14 protein-coding genes are annotated in these 16,462 nt (G+C 56.1%); 11 read left to right on the forward strand and 3 right to left on the reverse strand.

Annotation, left to right across the window (positions count from 1 at the left end; genetic code table 11):
• The first annotated feature begins 116 nt into the window (after positions 1-116).
• The 11 genes from COMA2_RS11755 (at position 117) to COMA2_RS11800 (ending at position 12,418) form a co-directional block, all read left to right on the forward strand.
• A complete protein-coding gene (locus COMA2_RS11755) occupies positions 117-1,259 on the forward strand; it encodes a pyridoxal-phosphate-dependent aminotransferase family protein (RefSeq protein WP_090898199.1) in 1,143 nt (380 codons plus the stop codon).
• Between the two features lie 17 nt (positions 1,260-1,276).
• Positions 1,277-2,875, forward strand: coding sequence for a phosphoglycerate dehydrogenase (gene serA / locus COMA2_RS11760; RefSeq protein WP_245630983.1), 1,599 nt, complete (start codon positions 1,277-1,279; stop codon positions 2,873-2,875).
• Between the two features lie 104 nt (positions 2,876-2,979).
• Positions 2,980-4,293: an ATP phosphoribosyltransferase regulatory subunit gene (gene hisZ / locus COMA2_RS11765; RefSeq protein ID WP_175304557.1), complete on the forward strand. Its 1,314-nt coding sequence runs from the start codon at positions 2,980-2,982 to the stop codon at positions 4,291-4,293.
• Positions 4,290-5,642 carry a replicative DNA helicase gene (gene dnaB, locus COMA2_RS11770; RefSeq protein ID WP_090898205.1) on the forward strand — a complete coding sequence of 451 codons (1,353 nt, stop codon included), beginning with the start codon at positions 4,290-4,292 and terminating at the stop codon, positions 5,640-5,642. The genes hisZ and dnaB overlap by 4 nt, the downstream gene beginning before the upstream one ends.
• 347 nt (positions 5,643-5,989) lie before the next feature.
• Positions 5,990-7,822, forward strand: a complete 1,833-nt coding sequence (locus COMA2_RS11775) for a tetratricopeptide repeat protein (RefSeq protein WP_090898209.1) — start codon at positions 5,990-5,992, stop codon at positions 7,820-7,822.
• A gap of 120 nt (positions 7,823-7,942) precedes the next feature.
• Complete coding sequence (locus COMA2_RS19810) at positions 7,943-8,119, forward strand: hypothetical protein (protein WP_217490720.1); 177 nt, start codon at positions 7,943-7,945, stop codon at positions 8,117-8,119.
• Between the two features lie 72 nt (positions 8,120-8,191).
• Positions 8,192-8,422 carry a hypothetical protein gene (locus COMA2_RS11780; protein WP_090898212.1) on the forward strand — a complete coding sequence of 77 codons (231 nt, stop codon included), beginning with the start codon at positions 8,192-8,194 and terminating at the stop codon, positions 8,420-8,422.
• Between the two features lie 603 nt (positions 8,423-9,025).
• Entirely contained in the window at positions 9,026-9,652 is a 627-nt protein-coding gene (locus COMA2_RS21110; protein ID WP_342672617.1) for a type IV pilin protein, read from the forward strand.
• 189 nt (positions 9,653-9,841) lie between these two features.
• A complete protein-coding gene (locus COMA2_RS11790; protein WP_139077307.1) occupies positions 9,842-10,690 on the forward strand; it encodes a hypothetical protein in 849 nt (282 codons plus the stop codon).
• Between the two features lie 7 nt (positions 10,691-10,697).
• Positions 10,698-11,660: an ABC transporter ATP-binding protein gene (locus COMA2_RS11795; protein WP_090898218.1), complete on the forward strand. Its 963-nt coding sequence runs from the start codon at positions 10,698-10,700 to the stop codon at positions 11,658-11,660.
• A complete protein-coding gene (locus COMA2_RS11800) occupies positions 11,657-12,418 on the forward strand; it encodes an ABC transporter permease (protein WP_090898221.1) in 762 nt (253 codons plus the stop codon). The genes COMA2_RS11795 and COMA2_RS11800 overlap by 4 nt, the downstream gene beginning before the upstream one ends.
• A gap of 98 nt (positions 12,419-12,516) precedes the next feature.
• Here the strand turns inward: COMA2_RS11800 and ilvD are convergent, their stop codons facing one another.
• The 3 genes from ilvD to COMA2_RS11815 form a co-directional block, all read right to left on the reverse strand.
• The gene (ilvD, locus tag COMA2_RS11805) at positions 12,517-14,190 is read right to left on the reverse strand and encodes a dihydroxy-acid dehydratase (protein WP_090898224.1); all 1,674 of its coding nucleotides are present in this window, start codon (positions 14,188-14,190) and stop codon (positions 12,517-12,519) included.
• Positions 14,191-14,207: 17 nt separating this feature from the next.
• The gene (locus COMA2_RS11810; protein WP_090898227.1) at positions 14,208-14,849 is read right to left on the reverse strand and encodes a Spy/CpxP family protein refolding chaperone; all 642 of its coding nucleotides are present in this window, start codon (positions 14,847-14,849) and stop codon (positions 14,208-14,210) included.
• Positions 14,850-14,951: 102 nt separating this feature from the next.
• Positions 14,952-16,010: a DnaJ C-terminal domain-containing protein gene (locus COMA2_RS11815; RefSeq protein WP_090898230.1), complete on the reverse strand. Its 1,059-nt coding sequence runs from the start codon at positions 16,008-16,010 to the stop codon at positions 14,952-14,954.
• Positions 16,011-16,462: the final 452 nt, after the last annotated feature.

The following is a 16,462-nucleotide window of genomic DNA, read 5'->3' on the forward strand; positions in this document are numbered from 1 at the left end:
GATGCGGGCTTCGTTTGCGAAGGTCGTTTTCTTGACAGTCTCCCGGCGCAAATGATAGCGTACCGCCTCTCCCAGTAGTACCCACTCAGAATTGCATTCTTAAGGAGGATCGATCGATGTTGAAGCGGTATCTTTTGGCTCCCGGCCCAACGCCCGTTCCACCGGAGGTGTTACTGGCGATGGCCCGTCCAATGATCCATCATCGCGCACCCGAATTTGATCCGATCTTCGCGGAGGTTCGCGAAGGACTGAAATGGCTGTTTCAAACGCGGAACGATGTGCTGATGTTGGCGGCCTCCGGGACGGGCGGTATGGAAGGGGCCGTGTCGAACTTTCTGTCTCCCGGCGACAAGGCGCTGTATGTCAACGGAGGCAAGTTTGGAGAGCGTTGGGGCAAGCTCTGCAAAACCTTTGGCGTCCAGGCGAGCGAGATCAAAGTGGAGTGGGGGCAGGCGGTAGATCCGCAGCAAATTTCCGATGCCCTGAAGAAAGATCCGTCGATCAAGGCGGTGTACGTCCAGGCCAGCGAGACGTCGACAGGGGTTTCACATGATGTCAAGGCGCTGGGTGAGATTGTTAAAGGCTATGACAATACTATTTTGGTGGTCGATGCCATTACGGCGCTTGGCGTATTTGATATCAAGACCGACGCCTGGGGCTTGGATGTCGTGATCACAGGCTCTCAGAAGGCTCTGATGCTCCCTCCCGGCATGGCGTTTGTCAGCGTCAGCGACAAGGCCTGGGCTCTGGCCGACAAGGCCAAGAATGCCGCCTTTTATTTCAACTTCAAGAAAGAACGTGAGAATCAGGCCAAGAACCAAACACTTTTTACCCCCACCGTGTCGCTGATTATCGGTCTGCAGGAAGTGTTCAAGATCATGAAGGCGGAAGGGCTGGAAAAAATGTTTGCGCGACAGGGACGCCTGGCTCTGGCGATGCGAGAAGGGGTGAAGGCCGCCGGGATGGCGCTGTTCCCAAAAGAGTCGCCGAGCGACGCCTTGACGGCGGTCTGTGCTCCGGATGGAATTGATGGACAGGCCATCTATAAGAATCTTCGTGTGCAATACGGCATGACCGCTGCCGGTGGACAGGATCACCTGAAGGGAAAAATCTTTCGACTGTCTCACATGGGTTACGCGGATTCGTTCGACGTGATCACCGCATTGGCCGCGACCGAAATGGTTCTGAAAGGACTCGGTCATTCGGTGAAGCTAGGCAGCGGTGTCGGAAAAGCGCAAGAAATCTTAATGGCAAAGTAATCACGGCGAGGATGCATATGGCCGCAGCGGGAATGAAAATTCTGATCAGTGACAGCCTGTCGAAACAGGGCGTTGAGGCGCTTGAGAAGGCAGGATTCACCGTGGTGGTGAAATCCAAAATGCCGAAGGATGAGCTCTTCAAAGAGATTAAAGATGCCGACGGGCTCATCGTGCGATCCGGCACCAAGGTGACGGCGGAACTGATCGCGGCGGCAGAGAAGCTCAAGGTCGTCGGAAGGGCCGGGTCGGGCCTGGATAATGTCGACACTCCCGCTGCGACCCGTCGCGGCATCGTCGTCATGAACACACCCGGGGGCAATACCGTTACCACGGCCGAACACACGATGTCGATGATCTGCGCGATGAGTCGCCGCATTCCCCAAGCCACCGCGTCGGTGAAGGCCGGCAAATGGGAAAAAGACAAATTCATGGGCGTCGAGCTCTACAACAAGGTGCTCGGCATCATCGGGGCCGGACAGATTGGTAGTCACCTGACCAAGATGGCGCAGGGGATCGGCATGAGTGTGGTTGCATTCGACCCGTACCTGGCCCCTGAACGGGCCGAGCGAATGGGTGTGATGATGGTGGACCTTGAAGACCTATTCCGACGAGCAGACGTGATTTCCGTCCATACGCCCCTGACGCCGGAGACACGCGGGATCATCAACGCGCAGGCCATCGCCAAGATGAAACCCGGCGTGCTGATCGCGAATTGCGCCAGAGGCGGCATCATCAACGAACAGGATTTGTGCGAAGCGTTGAAAACCAAACGCGTCGCCGCCGCAGCCTTCGATGTGTTTGAAGAGGAGCCGGTCAAGCCTGACAACCCGCTTCTCGCCTTGGATAATTTCATCTGCACCCCGCACATCGGAGCCCAAACGATCGAGGCTCAGGAAAACGTTGCGATTGGAATTGCGGAGCAGATTGTCGACTACTTTACCAAGGGAGTAGCGAAAGGGGCCGTCAATATTCCGTCGGTCGCTCCGGAGTTGTTGCCTCGCTTGCAACCATTTCTGACACTGGCGGAAAAGCTCGGCGCGCTTCAGACTCAACTTGTTCAAGGGGGAATCGAACGAGTCACGGTGGAATACAGCGGAGAGGTCACCACGCTCTCAATCGCACCCTTGACCATCGCCGTCTTAAAGGGCCTGCTCACTCCGATCATGGAACATCCGGTGAACTATGTGAATGCCCCGAGCGTGGCGAAAGAACGGGGTATTGAAGTCAAAGAAATCAAGAGCACGGATGCCGGAGATTTCACGAGCCTGATTCGGGTTCGAGTCGAAGCCGGCAAGGTGTCGCATCAGGTCGCAGGGACGCTGTATCACAAGAAAGAGGCCCGTGTGACTGAGATCGAGCAATTTAAAGTTGAAGTGGTACCTGAAGGGCATATGCTGTTGATTCACAACGTCGATCGCCCAGGGGTCATCGGGATGGTCGGAAAGGTCCTCGGGGATCAGGGGATCAATATCTTGCGGATGCAGTGTGCCTTGGAGAAGCGAGGGGGAGATGCGTTGCTGATCATCGGTTCCGATACGGAATTTCCATCTGCGGCCCTGGATCAGATCCGTTCCAGCTCGAATATTCTGTCCGTCAAGGTCGCCAACCTTTCATAACGGTTCTCGCGACCAGGTTATATATGGCCTCTGCTCCTCCGGTGCGTAGGGCTTCTTCGGGCCAGCTCCCTTCTTTGCGCGAGCATTCATTGGTTCCGGTCGGGATGGCCACCATCCTGCCGGAGGCCGCCCGTCAGGTTCGGCATCTGGAAGCCGAATTACTGGCCTACTGTAATCGTTTTGGCTACGACGAGATCATCCTTCCGACGTTCGAGTACCTTGATGTGCTGACGCCAGGCCTCGAACCGACGTTATTGGAGAACTCCTATAAGATCGTCGACCGGACGACTGGTCGTATTCTGCTATTGCGGCCCGACGTCACGGCTCAGATTGCCCGATCGGTGGCGATGGGGATGGTGGGCGCGAGCTTTCCGTTGCGTCTGTCGTACCGGGCGACCGTCTTTCGATATGAACCGGAACATGCAGGCCGAGATCGAGAAATTTTTCAGGTCGGCGCCGAGCTGATCGGGGCTGATGATGTGTCCGCCGATAGTGAAATCATCATCCTCTTGATCGAGTGCCTGCGGCAGGTCGGATTGCGTTCGTTCAAGATTTCATTGGGACATGTCGGGTTTTTCAAAGGACTCCTTGTCCGTGCGGGACTTTCGCCGGAAGGGCGGAAGCGGGCCGAACAAGCAGCGGCAAGAAAAGATCTACCGAGACTGGCAGAGGTTCTGTCGCAGGAAGGAGTCACCAAACGGTCGGCTCATAGGATTTTGGACGCACTGGAACTGTGCGGGCAAGCTGACGTGCTCTCGAAAGGACGCGCCTTGGCCAAGGGAGAACGGCCGCTGGTCCAAGCATTGGACCGACTGGCACAGGTCTATCAGGTACTCTGTGAAACCGGATATCAAGAGACCATTTTGCTCGATCTCGGAGAATTCAGAGGGTTTGACTATTATGACGGGATCGTCTTTGATGTCTTTACCGACGGGATTGGGGTGGAGTTAGGCGGCGGCGGACGCTACGATCACCTCATTGGACGATTCGGTCGAAACCTTCCGTCCACCGGCTTCGCCCTCAGTGTGGATCGGCTCTTCCGGGGGCTGAATCTTTCCGATAGGACGCAGTCTGAGGGACCGAAAGTCTTGGTCGTCGCGCCGGTAGAGTTGCCGACAAGGCTGATTTCGGTCGCGCAACAGCTTCGCCGAGCGGGGATCCGAACGGTACAACGAACCGTAGATCCATCGGGGCGGAATTTGCTCAGCGCCGCCATGACGGCAGGTTTTGACGCGAACATCAATACTATCATCGTCGTCGGGGCGAATCGTTCCAAACCCGATCAGGTTGTGGTGCTCCATCCGAGCGACCGCCGGGGAGTCGCGGGATCACTCGGTCGTGCTCATCTTCGCAAGCGAACGGTGTCGATCGAAGGTCTCATCGCAAGCCTGCGGTTGGACCTCGAAGGGGTAGCATGAAATCCTCCGGGATGGTGGATCTTTCTCAGCCGAAACTCCCTCCACAGAACTTGGAGGCGGAACAGTCGGTGCTCGGCGCCATCCTCCTCGATAACGCCGCGATGCCGAAGGCGATGGAATTGCTGGTGGAGGAAGACTTTTATCGGACAGCCCACAAGAAGGTCTACCAGGCCATGCTGGAGTTGTCCGACACCGGCGAAGTGATCGATCAGATCACATTGACCGAGCGATTGAAGTCTCGTGGTGAACTTGAAGCGATCGGCGGCGCCGCCTTTCTCGCAGAACTTGTCCAGATCGTTTCCAGCTCAGCCAACATCCGATATCACTGTAAGATTGTTCGGGACAAGGCAGTGGCCCGCCAATTGATCAGCACCTCGACCGAGGTGTTGACAAGAGGGTATGAAGGATCAGTCTCCATCGATGATCTGCTCGATTTTGCCGAGCGGTCGGTGTTCAGCATCGCTCAAGGCAAACTGGAACGGTCGTTCAGCCCGATCAGTCAGGTCATCAAGGAAAGTCTGGATGTCATCGACAAGCTCTCGAAGCGCAAGGAACATGTCACGGGGGTTCCCACGGGATACTACGACCTCGATGATATTACCGCAGGGCTGCAGGCCTCGGACTTGGTGGTCGTAGCGGGGCGGCCAAGCATGGGAAAAACGAGCCTTGCCTTAGGGTTTGCCACCCATGCCGCCATTCATGCCAATACGGTGGTCGGCATCTTCAGCTTGGAGATGTCCAAGCCACAGATCGTCCTGCGCATGCTCGCGTCGGAGGCACGGGTGGATTCACATGCGCTGAGGACGGGGAAGCTTCAAAAAGAAGACTGGTGGCGGTTGGCAGAGGCGGCCGGCCGATTGGAGCTCGCGCCCATCTATATCGACGACACGGGCGGCATCACGGTCCAACAAATGCGCGGCAAAGCCCGCCGGCTCAAAGCCGAGAAGGGGCTCGATCTTCTCATCGTGGATTATCTCCAGCTGATGCAAGGACGAAGCGATTCGGAGTCTCGTCAGCAAGAGATCTCCGATATTTCTCGCTCATTAAAAGCCCTGGCGAAGGAACTGAATGTGCCGGTGGTTGCCCTCTCTCAGTTGAGCCGAGCGGTGGAGGCCCGGAAACCGCCGATCCCCATGCTGGCCGACTTGCGAGAGAGCGGAGCGATCGAACAGGATGCCGACGTAGTCATGTTCATTTACCGGGAAGATGTGTACGACCAGAATTCAGAGCGCAAAGGGATCGCCGACATTATCGTCAGTAAACATCGTAATGGACCCATTGGAAAAAAAGAGTTGTTCTTCCAGGACCGATTCGCCAAATTCGAAAGCCTCGATCTTCGCGAAGCCTAGCAGGCTGTGGAAAAGCTCGGTTGATACCCGCCATATAGTTAGAACTTTACGCAGAATACTCACGCCAGGATCACTCAAGATACTCAAAAAGGCCGCTGTTCTCATCCACCAACCCCGATGCGCTCGCCTCGCGCTGCGTCGACGCTCGGCGCGGCGAAGCGGGCTTCACACACTCCAAGCGATGCGACCTGTCTCGCGAAGCCGCTTAGGCAAGGCGGGGAACGCCGCCGGGAGATTTTTCAGCATCCTGGCTCGAGTCGTTTGCGCATCACCCGAACACTCGGTATAATCATTTCACATGCTCGCCTTCTACTTGTCCTAATGTAAGATAAAGACGGAACACACCAATGGGTTTGTACAGTCGGTCGGTCGGTCGGTATGGTCGGCCCTTGTTAGGGACGACGCTGCTTTTCCTGTTTCTTTCTGGTGCGATGATCGCCTGCGCCGCTGCGCCTCAGTCACAGGCCACGGTTCCTTCACCCGTCACAACGGGGCCACTCCCGCCACCGGCTCCGGAGTCCGACGCGACCTACCATTTCATGATGGGACACCAAGCAGAACTCGCTCAAGATCTCGACGGCGCATTGAAGGAATATCATGCCGCCCTGAAAGTCGACCCTAAATCTCGCGAGGTCAAGTCTCGCTTGGCTGCCCTGTATTTCGCGTTGGGCGATACGACTCAAGCGGTGCAGTACGCGGATGAAGTCGGAGAAGGAACGGGTCAGGAACCGCAACTGCTGATCCACATGGCCGGCATCTTGGCCAGCGCGGGGAAGCCGGAACGCGCCGTAGAACTCTTGGACAAGGCTATCGAGAGCGATCCGGAACGAGGGGAATCCTACTTCCCGAAGGGACTCATCCTTCTGAATCAGAAGCGCATGGCCGAGGCTGAACAAGTCGTCAAAAAAGGGTTGCAATATACCGCTGATTCGCCGATCGGCTACTACTATTTGGGCCGCATATCAATCGAAGCGGGAAATAGCGAACAGGCTGTGGCTAACTTCGATCGGGCCATGGCCATCAACCAGGCGTTCGAGCCCGCGTATTTAGCTCAAGCGTCGGTTTACGAATCACGCCAGGAGAAGGACAAAGCGATCGCCGTCCTCAAGAAGTATCTCCAGCAGGTTAATCCGCGCAATAGGGATATTCGACAACATCTGGTCCAGTTGTATGTTTCAACGAGAGACTACGCCGGAGGTCTCGCGGAATTGGAACGGCTGTTGGAGGACAATCCAGGCGACCTCGATGCCCAGTTACGCATGGCCCTCATCTATGGAGAAAAGAAAGAGTTCACCAAGGCGATCAGCCAACTGACCGAGATCTTGAAGGCTAAGCCGGCTGAACTGAAAGTGAGAGATTATCTCGGGTACTTGTACGAAGAGACCAAGGACGTCTCGAAGGCGCTGGAGACCTATCGCTATAACATTCATCTGGACCCGAAGTTTGCCGACAGTCATGTGCATCTGGGCGTGCTTCTTTATCGACTCAAGCAATTTCCGGAGGCGGTAACGCATCTCGATACAGCCGTCCGTCTCACGCCGAAACAGCCCGAACCGCACATCGTCCTCGGGTTAGCCCATTTTCAAAGCGAGCAATTCGAAAAGGCCTCACAAGCCTTCGAGGAGGGGATTCGGCACAATCCGAAGAACGCCGATCTCCATTTCAACCTCGGCACGGCCTACGACAAGCTGAATCGGTTTGAGGATGTGGAGCGCGCCATGGAAACGGCGCTCTCTCTCGATCCCCATCACGCCGATGCCTTGAACTATCTTGGGTACAGTTATGCGGAGCGCGGCATCAAGATCGACCACGCCTTGTCCCTGACGAAACGGGCCGTCGCCCTGAAGCCGGAGAACGGCTACTATGTCGATAGCCTGGGATGGGCCTTGTACCAATCAGGCATGTTGGCCGAGGCGCTCACGGAGATCAAGAAAGCCGTGGCGCTGGTCGGCGATGATCCCGTTATCTACGAGCATTTGGGGGAAATTTATTTGAAGCAGCAGAAAGTGTCCGATGCGCGGGATGCCTGGCTCCATTCACTGGAGATCGATCCCTCCAATGACAAGTTGCTCCAACGATTCCGCGAGCAGGGCCTGGCCAATCCAGCCAATGAAGACCGCATCCAGCAAGCCAAGCGCCGCGGTTCGGAGAAGACGCAGACTCAGCCAGCCACGCCATAAATGATCTTCTAAAGCCTCATCAGCAAGATAACCAACAGAGCAAGGATTGTTACTTGCCTCGCTCGTTAGACCGTGCAAATTCTATGATTCGCTCCTTACATCCGCTACGATGGCGGTATTGTGAAACTGACGAGCTTCGAAGCGATTGTCCGAGCGCTCAATGATGCCGGTATCCGATATCTGGTCGTCGGCGGGCTTGCGGTGAATGCACATGGTTATCTGCGCTTTACCAAGGATGCCGATTTCGTTATTCAGTTGATCCCGGACAAGTTCGGTTCGTCAGTATCCCTACTCTGATCGCGATGACGGAAGCGGCCGGCCGGGAACAGGATAGGATTGACATTGAACACTTACGCATGAGGTTGGAAGATGATGCCGCACAATGAATCGCCTGTATCAGAATTCGACTGGCGGGTGACCAGCTTCGAAGGCGCGCGCCGTGAGCAACTTCGCCGCTGGGCGCGTTTACCGCTGGAACGTATCCTGCTCGCCATCGAGGAAATGCAGGAGATCGCGCATGCGTTGGAGACTATCCCCGCTGCTAGGTCTGAAGAGATCGCTCTCCGACAAGAGGGCGGAAGACAAGTAGGTGCTGACTAAAGATAACGGGTTTGTCTGAAGCGAGGGGGGGCTGCCCCTCACACATCGTTCATCAAACATTTCCAATCAAAGCATCCTCTGTTCTAAGCCAGGAGCCAATATCTCTCTTGCCCGCACACTATCGTGCCTGACTCCTTGCATCGTCCGAACCGGCGATCAATATCAGGAGGACCAGATCCAGCAAGCCAAGCAGAGAAGACACCCAGTCCAGTTGCCACTCCGTAGTCCATTCAGAAAGCTCCATCGCTCGTCGTCTCTTTCTTACAACCTCAACATACTGACTGATAGTGGGCTGGCGCCGGTTATTCGTCCTAATGCCGTTCGAAGGGGCACGCAGCACGCGGAGATGGGTGTCAATCCGCTGGGGTGACAGGGCTCAAAAGTGTCAATTCTTGGCTCTTCGGAGCAGATTACGGAAGCAACGCGGCCTCCTTCCGGATCGATCACGCGCTGATTTCGCATAAGTTGTTGCATCATCAGGGATCGATGGTACGCTAGGCCTTGTCATTGATCGGCACCAAACCTGCTAGAGCAACCGGTAGGCGGCAACAGAAGCGCCGCAGGTTATGGCCGTCAGTGAACCATCAACAAGGAGGCAGGACGATGTTGAAGGCAATGAGAAAACAAGAGGGGTTCACCCTCATTGAGTTGATGATCGTCGTGGCGATCATCGGGATCCTGGCGGCCATCGCCATTCCCAACTTCATTCAGTATCAGATGCGGTCGCGGACGTCGGAGGCCAAGACCAACCTGAGCGCGATCAAGACGGCGGAATTTGCCTTCCAGGCGGAGCAACGGTGCTTCATGAGCACAGTAGCCGCTCCTGCCGCAATTCCTAACAACGGTGCACTAGTGGCGTGGCCTGGACAGGCTGGTGGTATTGCTGGTCCGACTCCTGGTGGTGCCGTGTGGTGTTTTGATAACGCAGGCGCTCCTTCAACAGCTATTGGTCGCTATGGTGACATCGGCATGGTGCCGGCCGGTTCGGTGCGTTACCAGTATATGACGGCTGCCAGCGCAGCGGCCACGCTGCTGGTTGGTGGTGTGCCGACCCCTGTGAAGGGTGCCTGCGGTAGTCCGGCTCTCGCAGCTGGTCCTGGTAACGCCCCGACGCTGGGATTCGTCGCTCAAGCCCTCGGTGACCTGGACGGCGACGCTGTCAACGGCGATTTCAAAGTGTCGGACCTCGGCAACGTGGTCAACTGTCTGACGAACGAAAGCATATTCTAACTTGTCGTCAGGCTGCAATGTCCGGTCAGGACTCTGTGAGTCCTGACCGGCTTGTACGTTCGAAGCTCGTTTCTCGGAACCTCACCTCTCGGCATGCATCGCGTCATGAGATTCGAAGTGCTTCGTACTAGACGTCGACACCTGCTTTCCTTTCTTGCTCTCATCCTCTTACTCAGCGCCAGTCTGTCCATGCAATACCTGTTGGAACAGCGCGGTCAAGGCCGCGCCGCGAAGCTGGAACAACTTCGACTCTTGCCGAGGGGAGAGGTATTGCGCCCAGCGTTGCTCGGCTATCACCATCTCGGAGCGGACCTTCTGTGGTTGCGGGTCGTGCAAGTGCTCGGAGATCGCGTCGTGCGAGACAAAGACTACGAATGGCTCTATCACGCGCTCGATGTCATCACCACCCTGGATCTCAAGTATGTTTACGCCTACGAGGCAGGAGGGGTCGTGCTTTCCGAATTGGCGACGCGAGTTGACTTGAGCAATAAATTGTTGGAAAAGGGACTCGTTCCTAATCCGGCTTCATGGCAGATTCCGTTTCGATTGGGTTTCAACCACTTTTTTCATCTCGGTGATCATCTCCGGGCCGCCGAATATATGGCTCAGGCGGCTCGAATCCCTGGACCGTTTCCCATCGGCCCACCTCATTACACCGCGAGGCTGGCCTCTCGGCTCTATGTCCAAGGAAAGAACCCTGAGGTGGCGCTTGAGTTTTTAGAGGCGATGCTTGAGCAGACGACCGATGAGTTGGTTCGTGAGAAGCTGCAGCGACGAATCAAACGGGTGAGTCTGGAACGAGATCTTCAAATGCTAGAACAGCTGATCCGGCAGTATACTGCTTCGAAAGGGAGGAGACCTGCTTCGCTCATGGAACTCGTATCAGCCGGGTTACTTCCTGGAATCCCGCTTGAGCCGTATGGTGGTGACTATCTCTATGACTCGAAGACCGGAAAGGTCATCAGCAGCACACACGACGAACGGATGGGGGTCTACGTGCCGGCTGATTCTCTCGCTACACGAGGCGATATCGAATAGAGGTTGCATGGAACACGCAGACAGTATACTCAAGACCGAAGGGCTCACAAAAACGTTCAAAGTCGGGTTCTGGGGTCGGCCGGTGACGGCGCTGGAGGGTCTCGACCTTGAGGTCAGGCAGGGAGAAGTCTTCGGATTTCTCGGACCTAATGGGGCAGGGAAGACAACCACGATCAAGATGCTGATGGGGCTGATCTATCCCACGAGCGGACAGGCCTGGCTCTTCGGTCGCCCTATCGGGGACCAGGAGTCGAAGGCCCGGCTTGGGTTTTTGCCGGAATCTCCATACTTTTATGATTACCTCACCGGCCTTGAGTTTCTCCAATTCTATGGCCATCTCTTCGGGCTTGGCGGAGTGGCCTTAGGCAAACGTATCGATGAGTTGTTGGAGCTCGTCGGGATGTCTCATGCCCGCCATCTTCAGTTGCGGAAGTTTTCCAAAGGGATGTTGCAGCGGGTGGGGATTGCCCAGGCCCTCATCAACGATCCGGAATTAGTGGTGTTGGATGAGCCGATGTCAGGCCTGGACCCGATCGGACGCAAAGAGATCAGGGACTTGATCCTGCGTCTGAAGGAATCCGGGAAGACGATTTTCTTCAGTTCCCACATCCTGCATGATGCGGAGCTTCTCTGTGATCGGGTTGCCATTATTCTCAAAGGACGGCAAGTGGCGTGCGGACGCGTCAGTGAGCTGATAGATGAAGGCGCGACTCACTCGGTCGAAGTCGTAATCGATGGGCTTGGCCCTGAAGGGTTGGCGAGGCTGCGTCAACTGGCTAATCGCGTCATCGTTCAGGGACCTCAGGTCTTGCTGGTGCTGCCAAGCCGTCAGCACGTGGGGTCGGTTCTTGAGATCATTCGAGGCGCCAAGGCAACGCTGGTTTCACTCACCCCACAGAAAGGATCACTTGAAGATTTGTTCATTCGAGAGGTCAAGAGCAAACAGCCGGAGTTGAGGGAAGCCGTATGAGAATCCTCTCCATCGCCATCAACACGTTTCGCGAAAACCTTCGTGAGAAGTTGCTGTACAATTTATTGTTTTTTGCCTTGCTCATGATCGGGAGTTCTATTCTCTTATCGAGGCTGACGCTTGGCGATCACCATCGTTTGATTTTGGACCTGGGGCTGGCCAGCATCAACCTGTTCGGCGTGCTCATCGCGATTTTCGTTGGGATCGGACTCGTGAGCAAGGAAGTCGACCGAAAGACGATCTATACAATCGTGTCGAAGCCCATTCCTCGATATGCGTTCCTGGTGGGCAAGTATTGTGGGTTGGTTATAACGTTATTGGCGAATACCATCGTGATGGTGGCCGGGTTATTAATCGTGTTGCAGATCATGGAGGTGCCGATCACCAGCCTTATTTTTCAATCCCTGGCTCTCATCTTTTTAGAACTGATGGTCATCACCGCCGTCGCCGTTCTCTTTTCGACGTTTACGAGCGCGACCTTGAGCGCCATTTTTACCCTTGCCGTGTATGTGATCGGTCACTTGTCCGGTGACCTCAAGGAATTCGCCAAGAAATTAGACGACGTGAGCCAGATGGTCGTCAATGCCATTTACTATACGCTTCCGAATCTCGAGCGATTCAACCTCAAAGGACATGTGATTCACCACCTCGACTTTGGCCTGACTGATATGGCCCTCACCTCGGCCTATGGGTTGATCTATGCGGCATTTCTTCTCCTCCTGGCGAGCGTGATTTTCCAGCGACGAGATTTTCAATAACAGAACGAGAGCCCTTCCTCAGCCAGCACAGGCATGGTGGCGCGAGGAAGGGCGAGGACTGTCTTCTGAGGGTCAGACGGTGATTGATTCGGTCAAGCTCAGCTCGTGATGGCGCCTTCCGAGGCGGACGAGACGTGTCTGGCATATTTCCCCATCACGCCTGAAGTGTAGCGTGGCACTGGGAGTTTGACCTTCTTCAGCCGAGCGGCGATTTCTCGCTGCGAGAGGGCCACATCCAAACGGCGTTTGAGAACATCGAAGGTAATCGTGTCGCCATTCTTGACTGCCGCGATCGGCCCTCTCTTCGCGGCTTCAGGGGCGACGTGCCCGGCCATCAATCCATGAGTCGCTCCTGAGAAACGGCCATCGGTGAGTAAGGCCACGGAATCACCAAGGCCGGCGCCCACGATGGCAGCCGTCACGCCCAACATCTCGCGCATGCCTGGTCCTCCGGACGGACCTTCATACCGAATGACGACGACATCACCGGGCTCGATCTGCCCGGCTTTGACCGCCACAAAGGCATCCTCCTCCCGATCATAGACCTTTGCCCGTCCCTGGAACTTGGTCATCGAATGCCCGGCGACTTTCACCACGCACCCGTCCGGCGCCAAATTGCCCTTCAGAATGACAAGGCCGCCTGTCGCTTTGATGGGATGGGCGAGGGGACGCAAGACTTGCTGTCCCGGTGTTTCACGAGCGTGTGATGCCTCTTCACCGATTGTTCGACCGGTGACAGTGGGCTGATTCCCATGGAGGAGCCCGGCCTCGAGCAATCGATTGGCCACCAGAGTTGTGCCGCCTGCCGCATACAGATCGGCGGCAGCAAAGCGACCCCCTGGCTTGAGGTCGGCCAGCAAGGGGACTTTGCGATTGATCTTGTCGAAGTCGTCGATGCTCAGCTTGATCCCTGACTCACGGGCGATGGCGAGGAGATGCAGGACGGCATTCGTCGAGCCTCCGGTCGTGGCAACGGCGGCGATGGCGTTCTCCAAGGATCTTCGAGTAATAATCTGGCGAGGGCGTAGATTCTGCTTCACGAGCTCCATCACCATCTTGCCGCACTCAAAGGCGACATCGTCTTTGCGTCCGTCCATGGCGGGCACTCCGTTGCGACCCATCGGGGAAATGCCGAGGAATTCAAAGGCAATGGCCATCGTATTGGCGGTGAACTGACCGCCACAGGCCCCAGGCCCCGGGCACGCGTGGTCTTCCAAGTCCTTCAGCTCGGCATCGGTCATTTTTCCTGACGCATGTTTGCCGACGGCTTCAAAGACATCCTGAATGGTCACATCATGTCCTTGAAACTGTCCCGGCATGATCGAGCCGCCGTACAACATGAGCGACGGCAGGTTCAACCGAGCGAGAGCCATGACGGTTCCGGGGATGGTTTTGTCACAACCAGACAGGGCGACGACAGCGTCAAACAAGTGCCCGCGGGCGACGAGCTCGATCGAATCCGCGATGACCTCGCGGCTGATCAAGGACGCTTTCATCCCTTCGGTTCCCATCGAGATCCCATCGGACACCGCGATGGTGTTGTATTCGATCGGAGTCCCGCCGGCCGCTCGTATCCCGGCCTTCACTCGCTCAGAAAGCCGCCGTAAGTGAAAATTGCACGGCATGACCTCGATCCAGGTATTGGCCACGCCAACGAGGGGCTTCGACAGGTCGTCATCCGTAAAACCCACGGCTTTTAACATGGCTCTGGCCGGCGCACGGCCGGCCCCAACCAAAAGATCATGACTCTGTAGCTTCACTGCTTTCTGCATAGGTGTTCGTAGTCCCATTACTGCGCTGACATGTTGCTGGGTGGAGTTGGGGGCGCGGCTTCATGGGGATTCTTGCCGTGCGGGTTGGCCCCGTGAGGAGAGGCACCATGCGGATTCGTGCCGTACGGCATCGCGCCTCCATGGGGGGTGCCATGGCCCTTGGGCTGACCCATCATCTTGGTGTGCTCGGACTGTTCCTTCGCTCGTTGTTCCGGAGTCAGCAAACTCATCACCTCGCGACGGGTCTTGATGGATGTCATCCGCAGCCCGACTTGCAGATCTTCACTTTGTCTCAGCTTGGTTTCGATCGCGGCGAGATCGGTCTGTTCATTGTCGGTCAGCGCCTTGAGTTCACGCTCTGTGATTTGGATGTCGGCTTCGGCCTTGATCCGTGCTTTGTCAAGATTGAGCTGGATGTCTTTCAGTTTGGCGACCTGATCCGCCGTAAGCCCAATGTCCTTGTCGTGCTTGAGCAGATGTCGGATCAGGTGGCCGGTCCCGCTATGCATCATTCCCTTGCCATAACCATGAGCACCGCCGTGACCGCCTCCAGCATGACCATAGCTCGGATCATTGGCCCACAGACTAGGCATGTCCACTGTCAACAGACAGGCTGACGCGACGACAAAGGCGGCCGTCGTCTTTGTGAGAGATATCATGAATTCCTCCTTGGTTGAGAGGTCCTGGATTCGAAGCTTGCCATAGCGGTCGGCGTAACGCAAGCGAGGCGCTTGCCGTCGGCGACCTCGTTGGTTTCGGGTTCAACGCCGTTGGGCGTTAGAGAGAAGATCCAAACGCGGGTCTGGATGCCGCTGTTTGCTCAACTGTTCGTACAATACCCGTTCGTCTTCGGTCAGACCGGACGGCATGACAATTTGCAGGGTCAGGAACAGATCACCAGGTCCACCCGAAGCTGAGGGCAATCCCTTCCCCTTAAGCCGCAGTTTCCCGTCGGCCTTGCTGCCCGGTGGAACCTTGAGCTTCACCGGCTCCGTCAAAGTCGGCGCCGTCACCTCAGCCCCGAGCATGGCCTCCCAAGGATACACGGGCAGCGTGACATGCAAGTCTGAACCTTGCCGACGAAAGATGGGATCGGACGGAATGACCACATGAAGATACAGATCCCCACGCTTTCCACCATGTGTTCCCGGCTGGCCTTTTCCGGCAACCCGAACCCGTGTCCCGTCTTGCACTCCAGCCGGAATCCGCACTTCAATGGTTTTGGACTCGGTCGTCATCCCGGCTCCCTGGCAGGTTACGCAGGATCGGCCACGCACGGTGCCGCTTCCTTGACAAGTCGAGCAGGTCCGAGGCTCACGCAGATTCACGCGCCTCGTCACACCCGTGAGCACTTCGCGCAGCCCCAGCTGGACGTCGGTCTCGATGTCCTCTCCAGGCATTCCGGCTCCACTACGTCCGGGTCCGCCACGGCTGCGACTTCCAAAGAGGTTTTCAAAAAAATCTGAGAAATGCTCGCTCCCGGCTTCGCCGCTTCCTGGACGGCTGTAATCTCCTTCGGAGCCCCAAGGCCCGCCAAACCCTTGTCTTCCAGCCTGCTGACGAGCTTTCTCGAAGGCTTGCGCTTGCTCCCAATCGGCCCCGTACTGATCATACTTCTTCCGCTTCTCCTGATCGGTCAGGACTTCCTGCGCCTCATTCAGCTCTTTAAATTTCTTTTCCATCTCGGCCTTCTTCGCCCCGGTATGGAGATCGGGATGGTACTGGCGGGCGAGCCGGCGATAGGCTTTTTTAATGTCGTCCGGCGAAGCCGTTCGGGGGATACCGAGGATGTGATAGTAATCGCGTGGGGGCGGTGCCATACGTGATTTAGGAGATGAGACACGGCATGGTTTGGATCAGCTTACGGAGTGTGGACCTGGTTTGCAAGGGCCGAACGGATCAGCAAGAAGTCGACGTTTTATCATTATGAACCTAAGTTAGGCCAGGTTTCAGCTATGGTTAACCAGACACAGACGAATAGATACAGAAAACACTTTAGAAGATACTTTGAAAGTAATAGGCCGCGGCCAATAATTTAACTATTACTTTATCAGTGACAACTTTAAGCGGCTGATGAGTAGGGGCGTGATGAACCATGAGCGCTCATAAATAGTATGAGAATAGTATGAGCGGACTGTATTGAAATGTATAAGTCAAGACTTCATCGGACAGACAGCGAGTCCTCACCGGGTTTACGCCGCTAGGATTTTTTCCTTCGCCAAGGGCACACTGTCCAGGAACGTGTGCATCGGGGTCTTGCCATAACACCAAC

The sequence above is a fragment of the Candidatus Nitrospira nitrificans genome (assembly GCF_001458775.1).
In the GTDB taxonomy this organism is placed as follows: Bacteria; Nitrospirota; Nitrospiria; order Nitrospirales; family Nitrospiraceae; genus Nitrospira_D; species Nitrospira_D nitrificans.